General features: G+C 46.9%; 16 protein-coding genes. 7 read left to right on the forward strand and 9 right to left on the reverse strand.

Going from position 1 to position 21,130, the window contains the following annotated elements; translation table 11 throughout:
* Positions 1–198: 198 nt before the first annotated feature.
* Positions 199–348, reverse strand: coding sequence for a hypothetical protein (locus NDA06_RS21045; RefSeq protein WP_190986230.1), 150 nt, complete (start codon positions 346–348; stop codon positions 199–201).
* Positions 349–522: 174 nt separating this feature from the next.
* Here NDA06_RS21045 and NDA06_RS21050 point away from each other — a divergent pair, with 174 nt between their 5' ends.
* The gene (locus tag NDA06_RS21050) at positions 523–1,662 is read left to right on the forward strand and encodes a SpoIIE family protein phosphatase (RefSeq protein WP_190690054.1); all 1,140 of its coding nucleotides are present in this window, start codon (positions 523–525) and stop codon (positions 1,660–1,662) included.
* 70 nt (positions 1,663–1,732) lie between these two features.
* On the opposite strand, the gene NDA06_RS21055 is transcribed toward NDA06_RS21050, so the two are convergent.
* The gene (locus tag NDA06_RS21055) at positions 1,733–2,053 is read right to left on the reverse strand and encodes an STAS domain-containing protein (protein WP_190690058.1); all 321 of its coding nucleotides are present in this window, start codon (positions 2,051–2,053) and stop codon (positions 1,733–1,735) included.
* Between the two features lie 439 nt (positions 2,054–2,492).
* On the opposite strand from NDA06_RS21055, the gene crtO reads away from it, so the two are divergent.
* A complete protein-coding gene (gene crtO, locus NDA06_RS21060; protein ID WP_190430098.1) occupies positions 2,493–4,187 on the forward strand; it encodes a beta-carotene ketolase CrtO in 1,695 nt (564 codons plus the stop codon).
* Between the two features lie 47 nt (positions 4,188–4,234).
* Here crtO and NDA06_RS21065 read toward each other — a convergent pair whose 3' ends face one another.
* Positions 4,235–6,754 carry a GAF domain-containing protein gene (locus tag NDA06_RS21065; RefSeq protein ID WP_190986231.1) on the reverse strand — a complete coding sequence of 840 codons (2,520 nt, stop codon included), beginning with the start codon at positions 6,752–6,754 and terminating at the stop codon, positions 4,235–4,237.
* Between the two features lie 442 nt (positions 6,755–7,196).
* Here NDA06_RS21065 and NDA06_RS21070 point away from each other — a divergent pair, with 442 nt between their 5' ends.
* Both NDA06_RS21070 and NDA06_RS21075 read left to right on the forward strand, forming a co-directional pair.
* Positions 7,197–8,324 (forward strand): saccharopine dehydrogenase NADP-binding domain-containing protein, encoded by a 1,128-nt coding sequence (locus NDA06_RS21070; RefSeq protein WP_190986232.1) that lies wholly within the window; start codon positions 7,197–7,199, stop codon positions 8,322–8,324.
* 137 nt (positions 8,325–8,461) lie between these two features.
* A complete protein-coding gene (locus NDA06_RS21075) occupies positions 8,462–8,821 on the forward strand; it encodes a hypothetical protein (protein WP_190986233.1) in 360 nt (119 codons plus the stop codon).
* A gap of 228 nt (positions 8,822–9,049) precedes the next feature.
* On the opposite strand, the gene NDA06_RS21080 is transcribed toward NDA06_RS21075, so the two are convergent.
* Entirely contained in the window at positions 9,050–9,538 is a 489-nt protein-coding gene (locus NDA06_RS21080; RefSeq protein WP_190432455.1) for a hypothetical protein, read from the reverse strand.
* 52 nt (positions 9,539–9,590) lie between these two features.
* Positions 9,591–12,716, reverse strand: coding sequence for an efflux RND transporter permease subunit (locus NDA06_RS21085; RefSeq protein WP_190986234.1), 3,126 nt, complete (start codon positions 12,714–12,716; stop codon positions 9,591–9,593).
* 189 nt (positions 12,717–12,905) lie between these two features.
* On the opposite strand from NDA06_RS21085, the gene NDA06_RS21090 reads away from it, so the two are divergent.
* Positions 12,906–14,060 (forward strand): AAA family ATPase, encoded by a 1,155-nt coding sequence (locus NDA06_RS21090; protein ID WP_190532202.1) that lies wholly within the window; start codon positions 12,906–12,908, stop codon positions 14,058–14,060.
* On the forward strand, positions 14,057–14,671 hold the full coding sequence (locus tag NDA06_RS21095) for a DUF4276 family protein (RefSeq protein ID WP_190532199.1): 615 nt from the start codon (positions 14,057–14,059) through the stop codon (positions 14,669–14,671). Before NDA06_RS21090 ends, NDA06_RS21095 begins: the two co-directional genes overlap by 4 nt.
* 222 nt (positions 14,672–14,893) lie before the next feature.
* Here the strand turns inward: NDA06_RS21095 and NDA06_RS21100 are convergent, their stop codons facing one another.
* The 4 genes from NDA06_RS21100 to rppA form a co-directional block, all read right to left on the reverse strand.
* Complete coding sequence (locus tag NDA06_RS21100; protein ID WP_190986235.1) at positions 14,894–16,516, reverse strand: efflux RND transporter periplasmic adaptor subunit; 1,623 nt, start codon at positions 16,514–16,516, stop codon at positions 14,894–14,896.
* A 270-nt stretch (positions 16,517–16,786) separates the two neighbouring features.
* Complete coding sequence (locus NDA06_RS21105; RefSeq protein WP_199324130.1) at positions 16,787–17,491, reverse strand: DUF305 domain-containing protein; 705 nt, start codon at positions 17,489–17,491, stop codon at positions 16,787–16,789.
* Between the two features lie 364 nt (positions 17,492–17,855).
* Positions 17,856–19,211 carry a two-component system sensor histidine kinase RppB gene (gene rppB / locus NDA06_RS21110; protein WP_190986237.1) on the reverse strand — a complete coding sequence of 452 codons (1,356 nt, stop codon included), beginning with the start codon at positions 19,209–19,211 and terminating at the stop codon, positions 17,856–17,858.
* Between the two features lie 128 nt (positions 19,212–19,339).
* Entirely contained in the window at positions 19,340–20,032 is a 693-nt protein-coding gene (gene rppA, locus NDA06_RS21115; protein ID WP_190411629.1) for a two-component system response regulator RppA, read from the reverse strand.
* Positions 20,033–20,206: 174 nt separating this feature from the next.
* Between rppA and NDA06_RS21120 the strand changes: the two genes are divergently transcribed.
* Positions 20,207–21,037 (forward strand): DUF1206 domain-containing protein, encoded by an 831-nt coding sequence (locus NDA06_RS21120; protein ID WP_242047489.1) that lies wholly within the window; start codon positions 20,207–20,209, stop codon positions 21,035–21,037.
* The last annotated feature ends 93 nt before the right edge of the window (positions 21,038–21,130 follow it).

A 21,130-nucleotide genomic window follows, 5' to 3' on the forward strand; every position in this document is an offset into this window, starting at 1 on the left:
GCCTTGAGGTCGCTGGAAACTTGTACAGAGATTTTTTTGATGAGTTTCAACTGTTCAAAGCCTTTTTAATCAACGACACTGAAACTTTGTATTAAACATCGGCACAAATTAGAGAGAATCCAGTCTAGCCTATAGGTAATCGTTGCGATCGCAATGAATTTTCTGGTTAGTGGGCAGCGTGCCACTTTCTCATTAGCCTCATGAATGGGTGGCATGAGTCAAGAAGTCGGAGGTGCTTAGACTGGAAGTATTGATAGCTTTGGGCGTAGACTTGCTAGATTTGGTGATGACGGCTCTCAAAATATCTACATGAGCATTTTCGATCGCAGTAACAATGTTGATCATCATAATGCGAGTCAGTAACGAGTGGAAAGCCTAGATAACTTCGAGCAACCGATGACTATACTTGTTTATGATTGTGCATATTTTCGGTGAAGTTTAGCGATCTTTACGCTTGCCTCAGGTGTCATCCTTCAGTTTTAACTGCCTTCCATCTTAAGCGACCTGTAGTCCCTCTATCTCATGGTTCAAGTTCTGATTATTGATGATGACCCGGCGATTCAGCTATTGCTGAAAAGAACGCTAAAAAGCGAGGGTTATGAATTAACCGTCGCCAGCGATGGCGAAGCCGGTTTGACCCTAGCGCAAAAGTTACGACCTGCACTGGTAATTTGCGATTGGATCATGCCGCGCATGAACGGACTGGAAGTGTGCCGTCAGGTCAAGGCAACCGCAGAACTTTCAACAACTTTCTTTATTTTGCTGACATCGATGGGTTCCGTCGAGGATCGGGTGAAAGGGCTGGATGCTGGGGCGGATGATTTTTTGTGCAAGCCCATCGATATGTATGAGTTGAAGGCGCGAGTGCGGGCAGGCTTGAGGTTACACCAACTCAGCCACGACTTGCAGCACCAAAAACTGCTGTTGGAGGCGGAATTAGCAGAAGCAGCCGAGTATGTGTGTTCCATCCTTCCTTCTCCGCTGACCTCACCTCCTGTAACCATTGATTCTCGTTTTGTTCCTTCCCGCCAATTAGGAGGGGATGGCTTTGATTATTACTGGCTAGATCCAGATCATTTAGCGATTTATCTGCTAGATGTCGCCGGACATGGATTGCGGGCTGCTTTACCGTCTCTTTCTGTAATGAACTTACTCAAAAGCCAAGCCCTTCCGAAAATTAATTACTATGAGCCTAGTGATGTCCTGAAGGCGTTGAATGAAACGTTCCAGATGACTCAGCGAAATGATAAATATTTCACTATCTGGTACGGAGTCTATAACCGAGTTAAGCGCACCCTAGTTTACGCCAGTGCTGGGCATCCACCGGCAGTGTTAATCTCTGCAAACTCGAATTTAGTCACCCAAGTCAAACGCTTAAAAACCCCAGGGTTGCCAGTTGGGATGTTTCCTGATGCTGAATTTATGGATGGTAGCTGCGAGGTGGAAAAATCCAGCACACTTTACATTTTCAGTGATGGGATTTATGAAATTAACCAACCAGATGGCACGATTTGGGGTCTTGATGCATTCATCGATCTGCTGACGGAATTTCCGAAAAATCATCAGAATAATCTAGATGGGATAGTAAATTCTGTTCAAGATAAGAATCCAAAAGACTATTTTGACGATGATTTATCGTTGCTGCAAATCAATTTTGATTAGTCAAGTGCTAAGTGCTAATTGCTAAGTGCTAATTGTCGATTACGATTAGCCATTAGCGATTAGCCATTAGCTATTGACTAACCGCGTTATTAAATTCTTCACGATTCGGAAAGATTTCAAAGACGCGATCCATACTGGTCAGTTCAAATAACATTCTTACTTGCTCATTAATCGAGCAAATAAAGAGTTTACCACCAGCGGCGCGAACAGTTTTGAGTGCAAGCACTAGCGCCCCCAACCCAGAACTATCCATAAAGGTAACGTCCTTAAAGTCAATTAACACCATATTGCCTCCGTTTTCAACAATATCGCTAATTTCTTGACGAAACTGAGTCGCCTTCATACCGTCTAAAATGCCAGAGGGTTGAACAATTTTGACAACAGGATTCATATTCTGTAGTGCTGACCCGTTCCAAGACGATGTAGACCTAGCCAGTATAACTGCGAGAATTGCTTTGGGCTAGAGTTTAGCCGCGGTTAACGAAGAAAATCAGCGAACTGACTTTTTCTGCGCTAGGCTAACGCCTCGCTTGGCATGAGCGCGAACTGACAAGTCAGCGCTTCGCTATCGCGCCTCTTACCATCTCTCACCACCTCTCACGATTCTGTCCGCTTTGCCCTACGCCTCTCCGAGTAGACGCCATGCCCTTAGCGGCTGCTTGCCCTGTGCTTGCCCTGATATTCGCGCCTCATCACAAACAGCCCTAAAGGCGTTTTCTCCCGCGTCTAGCTGGCGGCTCCGGGCGGAGGATATCCTTCGAGTGATAGACCCTTTAAAGTTCTTAACTTTCTTAGAATCGGGGATATACACGGGTCTGAGAGTATTGTCCATGCAAGAGTACGATGTTGTCATTATTGGTGCCGGTCACAACGGACTTGTCTGTGCCGCATATCTGCTCAAAGCAGGCTATAGCGTTCTGTTACTAGAAAAGCGCTCCATTCCGGGCGGCGGCGCAACAACCGAAGAAATCTTACCGAAAGAGGCACCGGGTTTTAAGTTCAACCTCTGCTCGATTGACCACGAGTTCATTCACTTGGGTCCGGTAGTCGAAGAGTTAGAACTCACTAAATATGGCTTGGAATATTTATATTGCGACCCAGTCGCTTTTTGCCCCCATCCTGATGGCAAATACTTTTTAGGTCACAAATCTGTTGAAAAAACTTGTGCGGAGATTGCACGTTATAGCGATCGCGATGCCAAAAAATATGCCGAATATACCGAGTACTGGCAGCGCGTACTGGGTGCAATGATCCCGGTGTTCAACGCACCGCCAAAATCGATCGTTGACATTGCTGGCAATTACGACCTCAAAAAGCTGCAAGATTTATTCTCCGTCTTGGGTGGGCCAAATAAGACGTTGGATCTGATTCGTACCATGCTCACCAGCCCGGAAGATATCCTCAACGAGTGGTTTGATTCCGAGTTTCTGAAAGCGCCCTTGGCTCGACTCTCCGCAGAGCTTGGCGCACCTCCGTCCCAAAAAACCATTTCTGTCGGTTCAATCATGATGGCGATGCGCCATGACCCCGGAATGGCGCGACCTAAAGGTGGTAGCGGCGCACTGGTTGATGCTTTGCTGAAGCTAGTGAAAAGTAAAGGCGGTGTCGTCCTGTGCGACCAGACCGTTGAAAAAGTATTAATCGATGACGGTCGTGCAGTGGGCGTGCGGGTGGCAGGTGGCACCGAATACCGCGCTAAAACTGGGGTGATCTCCAACATTGATGCCAAGCGCTTGTTCCTACGCCACATGGATGAGAGCGATGTTGATTCAGCCGACCCGAATTTAAGGGAGCGCTTAGAGCGCAGAATTGTCAACAACAACGAAACAATTCTCAAGATCGATTGCGCCCTATCGGAGCCTTTACGCTTTGAACACCACAATCACCAGGATGAGTACCTAATTGGCTCAGTTCTAATTGCTGACTCGGTGCGCCATGTGGAAATTGCTCACAGCGAGGCTTCTATCGGCAACATTCCCGATGCCGATCCCTCAATGTATGTGGTCGTACCCACGGTACTCGATCCGTCAATGGCTCCAGAAGGTAAGCATACGCTCTGGATCGAGTTTTTCGCGCCTTATCAGATTGCTGGTGCAGAAGGTACGGGTTTGCATGGTACTGGCTGGACAGATGAACTGAAAAACAAAGTCGCAGACCGCGTGTTAGATAAGCTAGCCGATTATTCACCGAATCTCAAGCACTCCATTATCGCTCGTGCTGTTGAAAGTCCAGCGGAACTCGGCGATCGCTTGGGCGCTTATAAGGGGAACTACTACCACGTTGATATGACCCTCGACCAAATGGTCTTTTTCCGTCCGTTGCCGGAATTGGCGAACTACAAAACTCCGATTGAAGGGTTATTTCTCAGCGGTGCGGGTACTCATCCAGGCGGTTCTATTTCCGGGATGCCGGGACGCAACTGCGCTCGTGTGTTCCTGCATACTCAGCAGCCAATTGCCCAAAAGCTGAAGGATGCGGGAAATTCTCTCAAATCTACGGTTGAGTCTGTGTTTAAAATTTCGTAGCGATAAATCGGGGCACGGCATTGCCCGTGCCCTTACCAATGGAAGGATTAGGAGATAATTTGAGCTGAGCGATCGCTCGGTAAATCGAGGATAAAGCAGGTCTGACGATCCTTACTTTCCACTCGCAGAGTCCCTTTCAAATGGGCGATTAATCTTTTCACGATCGTCAACCCTAATCCCGTTCCCCCTTGCTTCCACGGGTCATTACTGGGAATGCGGTAAAACTTGTCAAAGATATGCGGAAGTTCGCGTTCCGGAATCTCCACGCCGGAATTGCTGACGCTAAACTGAACGCTCCCTGGCTGACTCTGGACTTTGAATGCGATCGTTTCTGATGCGGGGGTGTACTTGCAGGCGTTTTCTAGTAACTCGCTCAAAATCCTGCCTAGCGTCGTGGGGTCGCAGATGAAGCGAGGGAGGTCGGCAGGGAGGTCAAGGAGCAAGGTTTGCTGGTGGTTTCTGGCTCGCTCTTGAAAAGGTTCTACAATGGGCGGTAGCCATTCCTGGAGCTGAATCGCACTCAGTAATAAAGGGTGAGCGCCTGCATAGAGTTTTTGTAAATCCAGCAGGTCATCAATCAGGCGAATTTCTCGTTCGCACTCGTTCTGTAAAATCTGAAAGTAGCGAGCGACTTTGCTTTGTTGTTCCCTCGGCTTGCCCATTTCGGCAAATAAGGCATAGTCACGATTCAAAGCAATGGACAACATCTGAATCGCCATTTTCATGTTAGAGACTGGTGTGCGTAACTCGTGGGGAACGGTATTGAGAAAGTCATCTTTGAGGCGATTGAGTTTTTCCAGTTCCTCGACTTGCGATCGCGCTGCTTGATGCAGCCGGGCTTGCCGAAGGGCGATCGCGCACTGATTCGCGACCTGTTGCACCAGTCGAATTTCTAGCTCGCTGAAGACGTCTTGCTGGGGCTTAAATAACCATAAATCCCCCAGTACCCCTTGGTCATCAACAATGGGGCAAGCGAGTCTGGTCAGCGCACCTCGACTATCGGGCACCATCTGACAAAATTGGAAATATTTGCCTTGCAGCAGCTGAGAATAACCCTCCCAGAAGTCTGCCATCTGCACTACCTGCCCCTGAGCAGAAGGGATTCCCAGGGTGTATTCGTAGCTGATGGTAGACGTGGTCTGGTCGGCATCGTATAAACCTGTATCGCAGCCATCAATATTCAGCCCGACGCCTAATTCCCAGACGACGACTTGTAAAATCTGGTTTTCATCAAGGCGATCGCGGACATCGTCGGTGATGCGTTTGAGCAGTGCTTCAAAGTCGAGCGCTTGTTGCAATTGGGCAGTGCGATCGCGTACCTGGCGTTCCAGGTTCGTATTCAGTTGCTGGACTTGCCGATACAGTTCTGATTGCTGAATGCCAATAGATACTTGGATTGCCAATTGCTTGAGCAGATCGATCTCTAGCGGTTCCCAGTGACGCGGTGCCGAACATTGATGAGCTGCAAGTAACCCCCAAAACCGACCGCCATGCATGATGGGAACGCCTAAGGCGGCGTTGACTTGCGACGAGTGGAAAAACTCAGTGATATCTGCTGGAAACCCTACTTGTTGAATGTCATCAATTACTCTAGCGTTCCCCTGCCGATAGAGGGGCATACATTCTCTAAACATGGCTGCGGGTGCGGTATTGCCTAAGAATGAGAGCCAATCTGCATCTACTGATTCAGCCACCACGACGCCATCCCCATTCGGCTCTGTGCGGAAAATCAGTACGCGATCGCTCCCTAGAACTTGTCGAATTTCTGCTACCGTCGTGTTGAGAATTTCCTCTAGGTTGAGCGACTGGCGGATGCGTTCGGTAATCACCCGGATCGCCCATTCCCCTTCCGCCCGCTGCCACAGCGCTTTTTCAGCCCGCTGACGTTTAGCGATCTCCTGTTTGAGTTGCTCGTTAGTTTCCACAAGCTCAGCCGTTCGTTGTTCAACCTGGGTTTCGAGAAGATGGCGATCGCTCTGAAAAGCCGCTTCGTGCTGCTTGCGCTCGGTAATGTCTTGTAACAGCCAGAGCAGTTCTACCACCCGCCCGCTTGAGTCGCGCACTGCTTTAACTTTGAAGGTGGCGGGAAAGCGCCTACCCTGCCGGGTTTGAATCTCAACCTCCCATTTGCTTACTTGGTCAGTTGCGAGGAATTGGCTTAAGTTTGTATAAAAGTTTTGCAAAGCCTTACCCGTTACAAAAATAACTAACGGTTTGCCGAGCAAGTGTTCCTGAGAAATATTCAGCAAGTGCGCTACCGCTTGGTTGGCTTCTAGAATCACGGCATCAAGATTCGTCGCCAAGTAAGCGTCTGGAGCCAGCTCGAATAAATCTTGGTAGCGCTGTCGCTGGATTTCCACAGTCTGACGGCTGGCGATTAGCTCTTCATTCTGCGATCGCAGTTCCTCTAAAGTTACTTGCAATTCTTCTAGAGTTTGGTCGTGTTCTTGCAAACTTTCCACCAGTAGTTGCTTGTCCTGGGTGGGAAATTCCTCAGTTCGTTGCCAAAGCTCTTTCCGGCGTTGTGAGGTCGCCTCAATCTGCTGCTCGAAAATTTCCTTTTTCACCGCTGGACACTTCCATTGAGAAGTTATACCAAATCCAGCTAATTACTCCCTTCATTCGCAACTCAATGATGCCAACCTAAAGTTATCTTTAGAATTTAGGAGTTCTTAGCAATTAAAAAAAAGATTTTATTTTCCTTGATTCACGAACGATTGATGCCCGCTTTATGGGTACTTCATGGGTATTTGTTTGTTTATCATAGAAGATTTTTTTATACATCTTTCTTAAGTATAGTGTAACAAAGTGAAGTTTTCGGGTAGATACTACTTCCCAAAGCTGGGTGTGAAAGTCATCTAATATCTCATGTAGGTCAGCCGATCGACAAATTGATCTTCCGGATTTCGATAAAATTTGTCTGTTCTACTGAAAAAAAGTCTGCCTTGGTACCGATGGAGAGAAGCAGGCAAACCTGATGAACTGAAGATAGCGTTAACAACTTGATTAATGACACGGGTTTTAATTCTGGGAGGAAGCGGACGGATTGGTAGCAATGTGGCGGCGGATATCGTCGCTCACACACAGGCGCAAATTACCGTTACTGGCAGAAACCCAATCGGGGCGCACGGTGTTGCAAGCTTGCCAACGTTGGTCAGCGAAAAGCTGGGATCGCAAGTGCAATTCCAGGTTTTAGATTTAGCGGATCGAGAAGTGTTGAGGGATGCGATCGCTGCTTGCGATCTTGTAATCCACTGTGCGGGACCATTTCACTACCGAGATGCCCAAGTCCTAAAAACTTGTATAGAAGTGGGTGTCAACTATCTGGATGTCAGCGATCACCCATCTTTTACTCGCAAAGCATTGGATTTCCGAGACGAAGCTGCTGCTGCTGGAGTTACAGCAATTATTAATACGGGTATTTTCCCCGGTATTTCTAATAGCATGGTACGCCAGGGCGTCGAGCAACTAGATGAGACAGAACGCATTCATCTGAGCTATCTAGTATCGGGGTCGGGGGGCGCTGGTATTACGGTGATGCGAACAACATTTTTAGGGCTACAAAGCCCTTTTAAAGCTTTGATAAATGGTCAGTGGCAGATAATCAAGCCCTATAGCGATCGCGAAACCATTGAATTTCCTGCTCCCTATGGTCGCATCGGCGTTTACTGGTTTGATATGCCAGAAGCCTTCACGCTACCCGACACTTTTCCTGTTAAAACCGTCATTACCAAATTTGGTACAGTTCCCGATTTTTACAATTATCTAACTTGGAGCGTTGCCCACTGGTGGCCCTCTAGCTGGCTCAACAATCCAAAAGTCATCGAATTTTTAGCTCGCGTCAGCCACCGAATGACAGATGTTAGCGATCGCTTCACTGGCATCGGTGTAGCAATTCGCTCTGAAGTCAACGGTTATAAAGATGATCGGCCAGCAAGTTATTGCTCAACTTTAGTGCATGAAAATACAGCCGTGGCAGCCGGTTATGGCACCGGCACCCTTGCCGAATTATTGCTAGCAGGCAAACTCAAAAAACCAGGCGTCTGGCCTGTAGAACAGGCACTTTCCACCGATTTATTTGAACAAACTATGCAGAGCCGAGGAATAAAAATTCATCATGAATGGTTAAAAAAATAAACGAATGTATCCTGCGGCAGACGGCATAGATGTAACTAGATAAGTACGATTCATTTCGTACTTAATAAATGGTGTTAGTAGTCCTATCTACTCGCGCATCATCAATTCTCACAAAAAGCAATTGGGAGGAAATTTCCATGCAACGAATTTTAGTAACTTTAAAACAAAAACTCCATAAAAATATTTTTGTTTTAAGTGTAATAACTTTAATCAGTGTGGCAAGTTTATTCATCGCCGCACAGCCTAGTTATGCAGTATTACATTCAAGAGATAAGCTGACATCAGACGACCGAGTTGACCGCGCCTATCAATATAGCGAAGCAACAGGTTTTCTTGAAGAGGATAAGCAGCAAAAATCAGCAAACCCCAATGAACCCTTTGACTATAGCGAAAAGGCAAACGAAAAGACTGTACTCAATTCCACAGAAAACAATAACGACTCTAATTTAATCGAAAAAGCACAAGACTTGATTCAAAAGGTCACAGGCAACGACTAAATCCAATCTTTAGCATTCTAAGAGTACGGGATTTTCAGTAAAAGAGCTGAATGAAACGATGTCATTTTTTAGTATTAGGTTGGGTTTAATTCCTTAACCCAACCTACAACAGCAGTCCCAAATGATTCGTTAAAGCGAGATACCCGACTTCTCTAAGAAGTCGGGTATCTAAACCACTGGATCTCACAACTCAAATAGGATTGCTATAGCTTCGTACCCCTAGCATTGCTAGCGATTAAAAGTAAAACGACCGTTCGCCTTTTCGCCATTGATTTCCGAGAGGATGACCACCTTATACTCGCCTGATGCTTGTTCGGGTAGCAAAACAGCGTAGTGCTTACCCTGAACATCGTATTTCATGTCTAGGGTTTTTTGACTCCCATTGGGTAACTGAACTTGAGCCGTGACTTTGGCATTAGAAACTGCTTCGTGGGTGTCGCCTTTCTGAAGATACAAATCTAAGTGAGTGCCGTTCGCTTCTTTTTCAGGCACGAACTCTAAATGATATTTTCCCGTCTCGACGACTTTACCCCCTTTGGAAGGTTGTGAATGGTCAGGTTTGGCTGCCGTTTCTGAAGGAGAAACAGCAGGAACATTCGTTTTCGCTTCTGTGGGACTATTATCAGGTTTCGATGCCTGCTGTTCGCCAGTGCAAGCGCCTAAAAAAAGCACTCCGACACTTCCCAAAATAATTAAATTTGCCTTCAATAATTTCATTTTCTTTTCATGTCCTTTACGTCTTTGTGGTTTAAATTCTTCTTTTCGCAACTTATAGATCGGACACCGGATTTACCTGTTTCGGCAGCAAAACTTTGCCAAACTTGGCATACAAAGCGGGTAAAACTAACAGCGTTAACGCTGTAGAAGTAAACAACCCTCCTAACACAACCACCGCCAACGGCTGCAAGATTTCCTTTCCTGCACCTCCTCCCACGACCAGAGGTGCTAACCCCAAAGCGGAGGTAAAAGCCGTCATTAGAATGGCATTGAGCCTTTCCATCGAACCTTGAATGATTACTTCCCAAAAAGGCATTCCCGTGGCAAATTTAGCGTTGTAATTATCAACTAATAACAATCCGTTGCGAGTGGCAACTCCAAATAGAGTAATAAAGCCAACCAGAGAGGCGACGGAAATAATCCCACCCGTTAATGCCACTGAAATGACACCTCCCACCAATGCCAAGGGTAAATTAATCATAATCATCGCAGTTGAGGGGATGGACTTAACAGACAAGTAGATTAAGACCGTAATCACCACAAATGCAATCGCACTGAATATCAAGATGTTTTGAGTAGCGCGTTGTTCCGACTCAAATTGACCGCCGTATTCGATAAAGTAACCAGCTGGTAATTGTACTTGTTGTTTAACTTTGCCTCTGATTTCATCAACGACAGAGCGCAAATCTCGACCGCTAGCATTAGACGAGACGACAATTAAGCGGGAAACATTCTCGCGGTTGATGGTATTCGGGCCAGTGCCGTAGCCAATTTCTGCTAACTGAGCTAAGGGAATCTTTTGATTTGTTGGTGTACTCACTAATAAATTGCGGATGGTTTCTAGATTGCTCCGAGCATCTTCTTTTAACCATACAACCAGGTCAAAAGTTTGTTGTTCCTCCAAAACTTGAGAAACTACACGTCCATTGAGCGCAGTTTCAATCGTTTCGGAAAGTTCTCCGACGGTTAAGCCATAACGAGCTGCTTGTTGGCGATCAAACTGAATTTGTACTTGTCTAATGGGCAGTTGGGGTTCGAGTTGCAAGTCTACAACACCCCCAACAGTTTTCATAATCTCTTCGACTTGTTTACCCAGAGTGCGGAGTTGTTCTAAATCTGGACCAAAAATTTTGACAGCGATCGCACTCCTCACTCCAGACAGCACTTCATCCATCCGGTGAGAAATAAATCCGCCAATATTTGGCGCAACTCCTGGCAATCTAGCAAATTCCGCTCGCAACTTTTCAATGCTTCCTTTCCGGTCTTTTATCCCCTTTTCACTCAGTTCTACATCTAAGTGCGCCAAGTTGACACCCGCCGCATCCGCATCTCCTGGTGCACGTCCCGATCGCAACTGGATAAAATCAAAGCGCGGGTCATCCTTAAGCGTATCCTGAAGGGCGAAACCGGCACGATTAGTCGCTTCTAGGGAGACACCGGGATACAGAGTCAGGGTATTGACGAGCGATCGCTCTTGGAACTCCGGCAAAAACACCCGTCCCAAGGAAGGGACAATTAAAATTGCAGCCACCAAACTAGCAGTCGCAACTCCCAAAATCAGCTGAGAATTCCGTAAAGAAAACATTAAAAACGGACGATAAAGCCCTTTAAAAAATCTTGCCACCCACGGTTCTTTTTCTGGCAAATGACCGTGAGGCAATAAGATGGCACACAAAGCTGGAGTGATGGTGAGTGCGGTCACGCTAGAAGCTAGAACTGCCACTAAATAAGCCACTCCCATCGGTGTAAAAATGCGACCTTCCACACCCGCAAGGGCAAAAATTGGCGAGAAAACCACTACAGTAATTAAAGTGGCACCAAATAGAGAATCACGTACTTCCTGACAACCTTCAAAGACAACTTCTAATGGTAGCTTTGGTTTCTCTGCTAGCTTATTTTCTCGCAAGCTACGGTAGACATTTTCGGCGTCCACAATAGCATCATCAACGGCTGAACCAATCGCAACTGCCAAGCCTCCCAGAGTCATCGTATTCAGACCGTATCCCAGCCAATTTAACGCTAGTAATCCTAACAGTAAAGACAAGGGAAGTGCGGTCAGACTTACGACCAGAGTGCGCCAATTCATCAAAAATGGGATAAGAATAAAAGCAACAATAATACTGCCTTCAACGAGCGCTTCCCGAACATTTTCAATCGAGGCGTCGATAAAGTCTTCTTGACGGAAAGTAACCGTCATTTTTACATCCGGAGGCAAACTCGATTTCACCTCTTTCATTGCCGACTCAATGGCACGAGTGACTGTGGGAGTATCGGCTTGTGGCTGCTTATTAATCATGACCACAATTGCCTTTTTGCCATTCAAACTGCCATCACCCCGCTTGAGTGCGGCACCAATTTTGACATCAGCGACCTCGCCTAATCGAATCGGTGTTCCATTCCGAGCGGTAATCGCTGATTGTCGCAAGTCTTCTATCGACTCAATCCGTCCAACACCTCGAATTAATAACTCTTGGTCGGGGTCGATCAAAAATCCACCCGGAGCGTTAACATTAGCCTTTTCTGCGGCTTCAGTCACGTCCTGTAAAGACACATCAAACGCTTTTAGTTTCGCTGGATCGACTAATATTTGATACTGACGAATATCACCCCCATAAGCGATTACCTGCGAGACGCCAGGAACCGCTAAAAGGCGGTTCGTAACCTGCCAATCTACGATACGCCTGACCTCCATCAAGTCAGTGCTAGGTGAAGATGCTTGTTGCCTATTGCCTTCTTCAACAGTGAAAGCATATTGCAATACAGTGCCGATTGGAGAACTAATTGGAGAAATTTGTGGCGAATCAACACTTTCTGGCAGCTTTTCTTGCGCTTGCTGCAATCGCTCTGTCACCAATTGTCGGGCTTGATAAATATCAGTTTCCCAATTGAAGATAACTTTCACAACTGAAAGCCCCACCGCTGAAGCAGACCGTACTGTTGTGACTCCGGGAGTCCCATTAATAGCACTTTCAATCGGTAAAGTAACCAGAGATTCTACTTCTTCTGGTGCTAATCCGGGGGCTTCTGTTTGAATTTCGACTTGGGGCGGAGCAAAGCTGGGAAATACATCCACTGGCATTTGCGACGCCACGCGAAATATCCAAACTGTCACCAGCATAGCGGCGAGGACAACTAGCCAGCGTTGTTTGATAGACCACTTGATGAGCGCACTGAGCATTTGTCAGGTGTCAGTTTAGAGAACTCCTTTTTAAATAATTGACACAGCAAAATGAAATCAGGGTGAAATTAGATGGCACCAGATATTTAGTAATGACACGGCAAGAGTAGTGCTGGGGAGGTCGGTTTAGCTTGGCTTGAAGCACTACACTAGGCAGCAGGGTATTAATCGACTACAGATAGATTGAGTATGAACACATTTGACAACATCAGGATTGATGGCTTCCGACGCTTGTTTGAAGTTCAAGTGGATATGCGACCCCTAACCGTAATGATTGGTGCTAACGGTGTAGGCAAAACTTCTTTTTTGGAGATATTCTCACTCCTGGCAGCGTCCGCAAAGGGTCAGTTACAGTCCAAGATTTCAGAGTTGAGTGGTCTGAGTCAAATGGTGACGCGGGATAAGGCAGATAGTGTGGCAATCTCCTTGTCAATGCCTGTACCGAATGAAGAACCGCTGAAATATTACCTCAGACTTATTCTCAAGGGTCAATTTGAGGAAATTGGTCTAGAAACTCTGACCCAACAGCGATATCCCTTTGCTCCTAACCCTTTCAAGTACATAGAGTCTCGTGGCTCGGATATCAAGTATTACAATACTGTTGATGAAAAGCTATTGCGCCCTAGCTGGGAACATAATCCTTTAGAAACCTCCCTTTCTCAGGTTCCCAAGATGTATGAGCAGCCGGAGAATCTACGAAAGAGATTAGCTTCGTGTACTTTTTACAGGTCATGGGAATTGAATGTTGCCCCCAAAAGCACTATACGTCTCCCTCAACGAATGCGCCCTGCAACATTGCCAGGAGCCAATGGAGAGGATTTGGTTTCCTGTCTTTATTATCTGCGGGAAACAGATTCGGATCGATTTGCTTTAGTTGAAGATACGCTAGCTGCTGCCTTTCCAGATTTTCAACGATTGGGGTTTCCACCCGTAGCAGCAGGAACTTTGGCAATGACTTGGAAGGACAAAAATTTCTCTCAGCCCCTTTATATGGATCAGCTGTCTGAGGGCACATTGCGATTTCTCTGGTTAGTTACCCTCCTGCAAAGTCGCGATCTATCTGCTGTCACCCTAATTGACGAGCCAGAAGTTAGTTTGCATCCAGAGTTATTGCGATTATTAGCTCATGTGATGAGAGAAGCTGCCGAGCGTACTCAACTGATTGTGGCAACTCACTCAGATAGGCTAATTCGATTTCTAGAGCCTAAAGAGGTGCTAGTGTGCGATTCTGAAGATGGTCTGACAACCATGACTTGGGCTGATTCAATGGACTTAGACCACTGGCTAAAAGACTATAGCCTAGATCAGATTTGGGCAATGAATATAATCGGAGGGCGACCATGAAAATCGCTATTTTGGTTGAGGGAGCAACTGAAATGGCCTTTAAGACTAAGCTGCACGATTTTCTAAAGTCACGCCTAGAGCCACCGATGCCAAAACTCAAGTTTATCCCACAGGAAGGTCGTATTCCTAAAGAGGATAAACTTAGACGTGTTGTTGAGAATTTGCTGGAGAAAGATGGTTATGATGCAGTAATTGCACTAACAGATGTTTACACAGGTACTAATGATTTCGTAGATGCACAAGATGCAAAAGAAAAAATGAGATCCTGGGTAGGAAATAACCCCAGATTTTATCCCCATGCAGCGCAGTATGATTTTGAGGCTTGGCTTTTACCGTTTTGGTCAACAATTCAGCAAATATCTGGAGGTAATAAGTCAGCACCCAGTGGTTCCCCTGAGCGGGTTAATCATGATAATCCACCGTCCTATCGGATTAAAGAAATCTTTGAACAGGGTCAAAAACAGGGCAAATGCCGCAGTTATAGCAAAACACGCGATGCTGTTAGTATTTTGAGGAGAAACGATCTGATGAATGCTGTCAACGTATGTCCTGAATTAAAGGCATTTTTGAATACAATTTTGTCTCTTTGTGAGGCGGATCAGATTCCCTAACTGTGCGATCGCTCTTTCCGATTCTTTTAGCTCCACAACCAACTTAAAATTGCGCTCAGCAAGGTGGGGATTAGATTTTGCATATCCACTGGGGTATCGTCAGAATCAGCCAGTTAGTCCCCAGATGGTATTTGCAGTGGGTTGTATACCACGCTCGCTCTCCAGCAGCTTCGTTTCTGGATCTTAGCTCGCTCAGGCGTTCAGGCTAGAGGTAGGCATAATCTACCGTTTTGGTGTTAGTTGCTGAGGATCGGAATCCTGAGTTTTCGGCATTTCGGGAACTGAGAAATTTACCAAACTGACGGCTTTTTTGGTGCGGCGTCCTAACCAAAAGGCAACGAATGCGATCGCTCCCCCGGCTGGCAAAACCCACAACCAAGGAAGTGAGTTTTGAATGGCAGAAACCCGATTAATCGCGTCTGAGTTTGGAATTAAAGGCTGTTTCTCTTCGCTTTTGCCTTCTGAGCTGCCGCCGCGTAAGGATTGGGCATACAGTTGAATTGCGCCTTGGGTGACAATGCGATCGCCCTCAAACAAACTTCCCTTGACTTCAACTACATCCCCCACAGTTCGTCCCAAGGTGACTTCAACTGGCTCAAAGGCGGTACCATTTTGCACGTAAACTCGCTGCCTGCCATTGGTTTCCACCACGGCTGAAGTCGGAATGACTAAGATAGGCGCGGGAGTTTGGTTGGTTAACACTTCCAATTCTGCAAACATCCCCGGCTTCAACTGTCCGCCAGGGTTATCCAGTTCAGCTTTGACTGGCACGACTCGCGTTTCCCCTTCTACAACCGAGCCAATCACCGCAATCTTGCCTGTGAAGGTGCGATTCGGCAAGCTGGCAACCTTCACCCTAACTCGTTGCCCAATTTTTACCTTATTTAAATCTTTTTCGTAGATACTCGCCGTAGCCCACACCCGATTATTATTCAGGATGGTCATCAGCTTTGCCCCCGCCTCCTCCACCGATTGACCGAGGGTAATTTCCCGGTCGGCAACGGTGCCAGAAATGGGAGCTGTTACCGTCACCAACCCTTTGTCATTGGCGCGGGTTCCCAGTTGTTGCAGCCGCGTCTGATAAGCGGTATTACTCAGGCGAATCCGGGAATTTGCGACTTTGACAGCCGATTTGGCGCGTTTGAGTTGCGCTTCGGCTTCCAGCACTTCCCGACGGCTGGTTGCTTTGGTCAATTGCGTTTTGGCTTCTGCCAGGTGAGCAAGAGACTCCAGCATTTGGCGACGTGGCAGCGCCCCTGCACGCTCCAACTCGCGATCGCGTTCATACTGTTCTTGAGCGACTGCTAGTTCAGTGCGAGCTTGCTGAATGTCTGAGGCGGCTATCTGCGAGTATTGCTGATAATTTTCTTGAGCTAGCTTTAAATCTGCTTGCGCCTGTTGCAGATCCGCTTCGGCTTCGGCTCGTTTTTCCTGGGAACCTACGCGCAGTTCTACTAAGTCAGGTGCGGCGATGACAGCGACGACTTTGCCTGCTTGCACCACTGCACCAGGTTCCACGAGAAGCTCAACGATTTTCCCCGGAGTGGGTGATGTCACTTCCGCTTTTTGGCTGGGCAAAGTTTCAATTTGACCCGTGGTTTTAATGCCAAAACCCAGCCGTTGTTGAGAGACTGGTTTTACCTCGATTCCCATCCGTTTTGCTGTTTGGGCATCCACTTGAATTCCCTGTGGAGTTCCTTGACTGGCTTCATCCCCATGAAACTCATCCCCATGTCCAGCATGGGCGAGAACCGAGGTTGGTGCAGCCAGTAGGAGTAGGCTCAGGAGTGTCCCAAATAAGCGATCGCGTGCCTTAGATGGCTTGGAGTTAGGAAAAAAAAGCATAACTAAGGGGTTCCTTGCGTTTGGATGGGATACCGAGGTTTAATTCAGCCCTCTAGCAAGGGCACTTACCTAGTGCCGTAAATAGCCAGTGATGCTGACCGCAACAGCGTTAAACCACCATCTAGATATTAAGTTTGCACAAAAGAATGAAATTAGGATGAAATCAGGAACCCCACCCCAACCCTCCCCGTTCACGGGAAGGGAGAAATCCTGGCCTAGGCGGCTATCGGTGCTGTTTTGTCACCCCTTCCTGCTTTCAATTAATCTGAATTACTTTTTGTACCAAGCTTGTCGCCACTGCTGCATTTTCTCAATTTCTGCTTTTTGTGAAGTGATAATTTGTTGGGACAATTGTTTAATTTCGGGTCGCTTCGACTTATTCAGTGCATCTTCAGCCATTGTTAAAGCGCCTTCATGGTGAGCAATCATCCCATTAATAAAGCGCAGATCGAACTCAGCATCAGCAGCGCCCATATCTCCAGACATCATCATGCTTTGGCGTTGTTGTTCTGACATGGGGACGACGGATTTGTCTGCACCTCCGTAAGCAACCGGCTGATTGCTGGCTTGGGGATACCATGCCTGTCGCCACTGTGTCATCTGATTAATTTCTTTGTTTTGATCTTGGATAATATTGTCAGCCAACTGCTTGATTTCAGGGCGTTTAGATTTTTGTTGGGCTTCTTTTGCCATCATCACCGCACCTTGATGATGCACACTCATCGCGTCAATAAACCGCAGCTCGTAATTAGCATCGGCTGGCCCTAAATCCATTGCCATGCTATGATTCATGCCGCTTCCGTGTCCCCTGTGTTCCATGTGTTCCATGCCGCCAGCATCTGATGGGGAGGCGGTTGGGGCTTGGGCTTGGTTTTGAGAGCCACTAGAACAAGCTGTCAGAAATCCGCCAGTCATGGAGGCGATCGCTACCAGGGTGGCAGCCAAAAAACCATTTTTAAAAGAATTAATTTGCATAGAGTTTAGGGGCATCAATTTATTTGACTATCCTCGCTCCTGCTCTGTAAGTTAGTTCCAGAAAGCAGTAGGTATTTCTCAGTGTTTTACAAAAAAATGAAATTAGGATGAAATCCTGATAGGTCATTAGGAAGACATCTAAAGTATTTAATTAGATATAGCAGCCCTATGTGACTTGGGGAAAAAAGGAACCGCCAAGACGCACTAGCGGAGCCATGCGCGTTAGCGCTATAGAGCGCGAAGAAAAGAGAGCAAGAGAGAGTTTACAACTCATTTAGGCTTGCTACAGAACGTCAACCTAACCGAAAGATGTGAAAATAACATCACATCTGCATTAAATTAGCCAAGAAATGCAGCAGTGCATTTAATTATGCAAAGGCAGTCTGATTGTAAACGTGCTGCCTTTGCCCAATTCGCTCTGAACGTCGATGCTGCCGTTGTGGGCAATTGCGATCGCTTTGGCAATTGACAAGCCCAATCCAGAACCGCCCGTGTGTCGAGAGCGATCGCTATTTACCCGATAAAAGCGGTCAAAAATCCGCGTCTGCTCTGGAAGTGCAATGCCAACGCCAGTATCTTTTATAAAAATTAGTGCTTGGGTGCTGCTCTCTAAAATCACCGCCACCTGACCCCCAGCGGGCGTGTATTGGATAGCATTCACCACTAAGTTAAAAATCAGGCGATACAGCTGTTCTTCGTCGCCGTTGACGTGCAAAGGTTCTGGCGTGCGAATATCTATAGAAAGCGTCAAATCGGCAGCGATCGCTAGTGCTGACAATTCTTCTGCAACGTCGCTGACAAGATCGTTGAGACAGGCGGGACGATATTTAATTGACAAAGCCTGCCGATCCATACGGGAGAGTAGCAATAAATCCCGAACCAATTCAGATAGGCGGTAATTTTGCCGTTCAATGGTTTTTAGAGTATCCCGCGCCTCTAGTTCGCTGAGTTGATTCATTCTCAACGTCGATTCAACGGTTGCTTGGATTGCCGCTAAGGGCGTCCGCAACTCATGGGCGGCATCGGCTGTGAATTGTTGGATTTGCCCATAGGATTGGTAAATTGGTTGCATTGCTAGCCCTGCCAACCACCAACTGGAACCAGCAACGACAATCATTGCCACGGGCAACCCCAGTAAGAGAATAAATTTCAGGGCAGTCAGATGATCGTCCAATTCTTTGAGACTTCGCCCCACCTGAAGATATCCCCAAGGGCGATTGTCTTTGGTATGCAGCGATAGAGAAATTTGATGAAAACGGGTGCCCTGGCGATTCTGGAGGATTTGCCACAATTGGGGTGTAGAAACGCGATCGCCTTTATCTGCCGCTAGCAATCCCACTGGCTGAAGTCCTGCCAAGGCAACTGGGCGTCCCGAATTCTCTAGCAGCCGCACGTAGTAGTCGCCTTGGTGAATTGCCCCCAAAGTGTGCCGAGTCGGATTTTCTATCTGACTAACGCATTTTTCCCCAAGCAAACAAATATCCGGCAACAGTTGTTGGATAGCAGGTTCCAGGCGTCCCGGTTGCTGCAAAATCGGCTCAATACTGTCGTGAAGCGTACCGGCAACAGATTCTAATTCTCGGTCGAGGGCAACCCAATTCGCACGAGCGATCGCTTCATAAACTGCAACTCCACACAAGCTTAAAATCACTCCCATGACGCCTGCATACCAACCTGCCAGTCGCCAACGAGTTAGTTGAAAAAGTTTGTTTTCATTCACGTTAATTGGTAATTGGTAATTGGGGAATCTTATTAGTCATTGGTCATTTGTCAAAAACCAATGACCAATGACTAATAACTATTCAAACGATAGCTGATGGTCATTTGTCAAAAACCAATGACCAATGACTAATAACTATTCAAACGATAGCCGATACCGTAAACAGTTTCGATAAAGCGATCGCATCCAAAAACCGCTAATTTACGCCGCAACAATCGCATCTGCGCGGCTACTACATTACTCATCGGTTCTGCACTAAATTCCCAAAGCTGAGTTAATAACTGATCGCGGGTAATAATTTGATTGGGATGCTTCATCAAATATTCCAGCAACTGAAATTCCTTGCTAGTCAGAGGAATGATTTGTTTGTCATCCGATGGATTGTGATAGCAAACTGTATGAGTGCCGTAATCTAAAGTCAGGTTTCCCACTTGTAATTGTTGGGGGTGAAGCTGAGGCGATCGCCTTTGTAATGCTCGCAATCGTGCCAATAGTTCCGCCATCCCAAACGGTTTCACCAAATAGTCATCTGCACCAGCATCCAATCCAGCCACCTTATCTTCCATCCGATCTTTAGCAGTTAACATCAATACTGGCAGAGGATTATTTTTTCCCCGTAGTCGCTGACATAACTCAATTCCTGATAATCCTGGCAGTAACCAGTCAAAAATAGCCAGCGTATATTGCGTCCACTGGGTTTCTAAAAACTCCCATGCCTGCGTGCCATCCAGAACCCAGTCAACCACATACGCTTCTTGACTGAGAGTTCGCTTAATTGCCGCCCCTAAATCTGGCTCATCTTCAACTAGGAGAACCCGCATAATCCCCTTTTTTCTTCGATTTGCTACATATCAGCAAGGTAGCACTCTGTAGGGGCAAAGAAATTGCGCCTCTACAGCAGTATTTTAAGCACTTTGGTAGATGTAGATAAGAGTAAATATTGCTACAAAATTGGTAGCAAACCACAATTTCCCTGCTCCCACGCAGAAAAAAAAATGCAGACTAGACCAAACCAACCGATGACACCAGATAATGCATCTACATGGGTGGAAAGACTGGCACGTTTGGGCTTTGGGGCGCGAGGGGTCGTTTACGCTACGGTGGGAGTGCTGGCAGCGCAGGCAGCCTTTGGTGCAGGCGGCAGAACCACCGATACAGAGGGTGCGCTGGTGACGATTGTGACACAGCCTTTTGGGAAATTCTTGCTGGCAATCGTTGCTTTGGGTTTGCTTGGTTACGTGTTGTGGCGTTTCGTGGAAGCGATCGCCGATCCGGAAAACAAAGGCACCGATGCCAAAGGTCTTGCATCGCGCCTGGGAGCGGTTGGCAGCGGCTTAATCTATGCTGGTTTAGCCTGGAGTGCGATTAAGCTGATCATGGGTTCGGGAGGCGGCGGTAATAGTAATTCCTCCCAAGACTGGACAGCACGCTTGTTAGCGCAGCCCTTCGGTCAATTTCTAGTTGGAATTGTGGGAGCCGCTGTCATCGGCATGGGCTTCTATCAATTTTACAGAGCCTATAAAGCGAAATTCCGCAAAAAGTGGAAAGTCAACCAGATGAGCGAAAAAGAGCAGAAATGGGCAACTTTTGCTGGCAGATTTGGGATTGCTGCCCGTGGTGTTGTCTTTTCCATTACTGGCTTATTTCTGCTTCAAGCGGGGCGTCTGTCTGACGCTAACCAAGTTCAGGGACTAGGTGGGGCGCTAGCAACACTGGCACAACAACCTTTTGGCCCTTGGTTGTTAGGAACTGTGGCGCTTGGTTTAATCGCTTACGGTATTTATAATTTTGTAGAAGCTCGATACCGCCATTTTGCTAGCAGATAGTCAATTTTTAATGCAGAGGTAGTAGCAAAAATAGGCTTTATGGTGGTTGAATAGATAGTTAGGTATTTTCCTAACTTCAGATATTTCTAAGTC

Origin of the sequence: Trichocoleus sp. ST-U1 (genome assembly GCF_039961835.1) — a bacterium.
Classification (GTDB): domain Bacteria; phylum Cyanobacteriota; class Cyanobacteriia; order Cyanobacteriales; family FACHB-T130; genus FACHB-T130.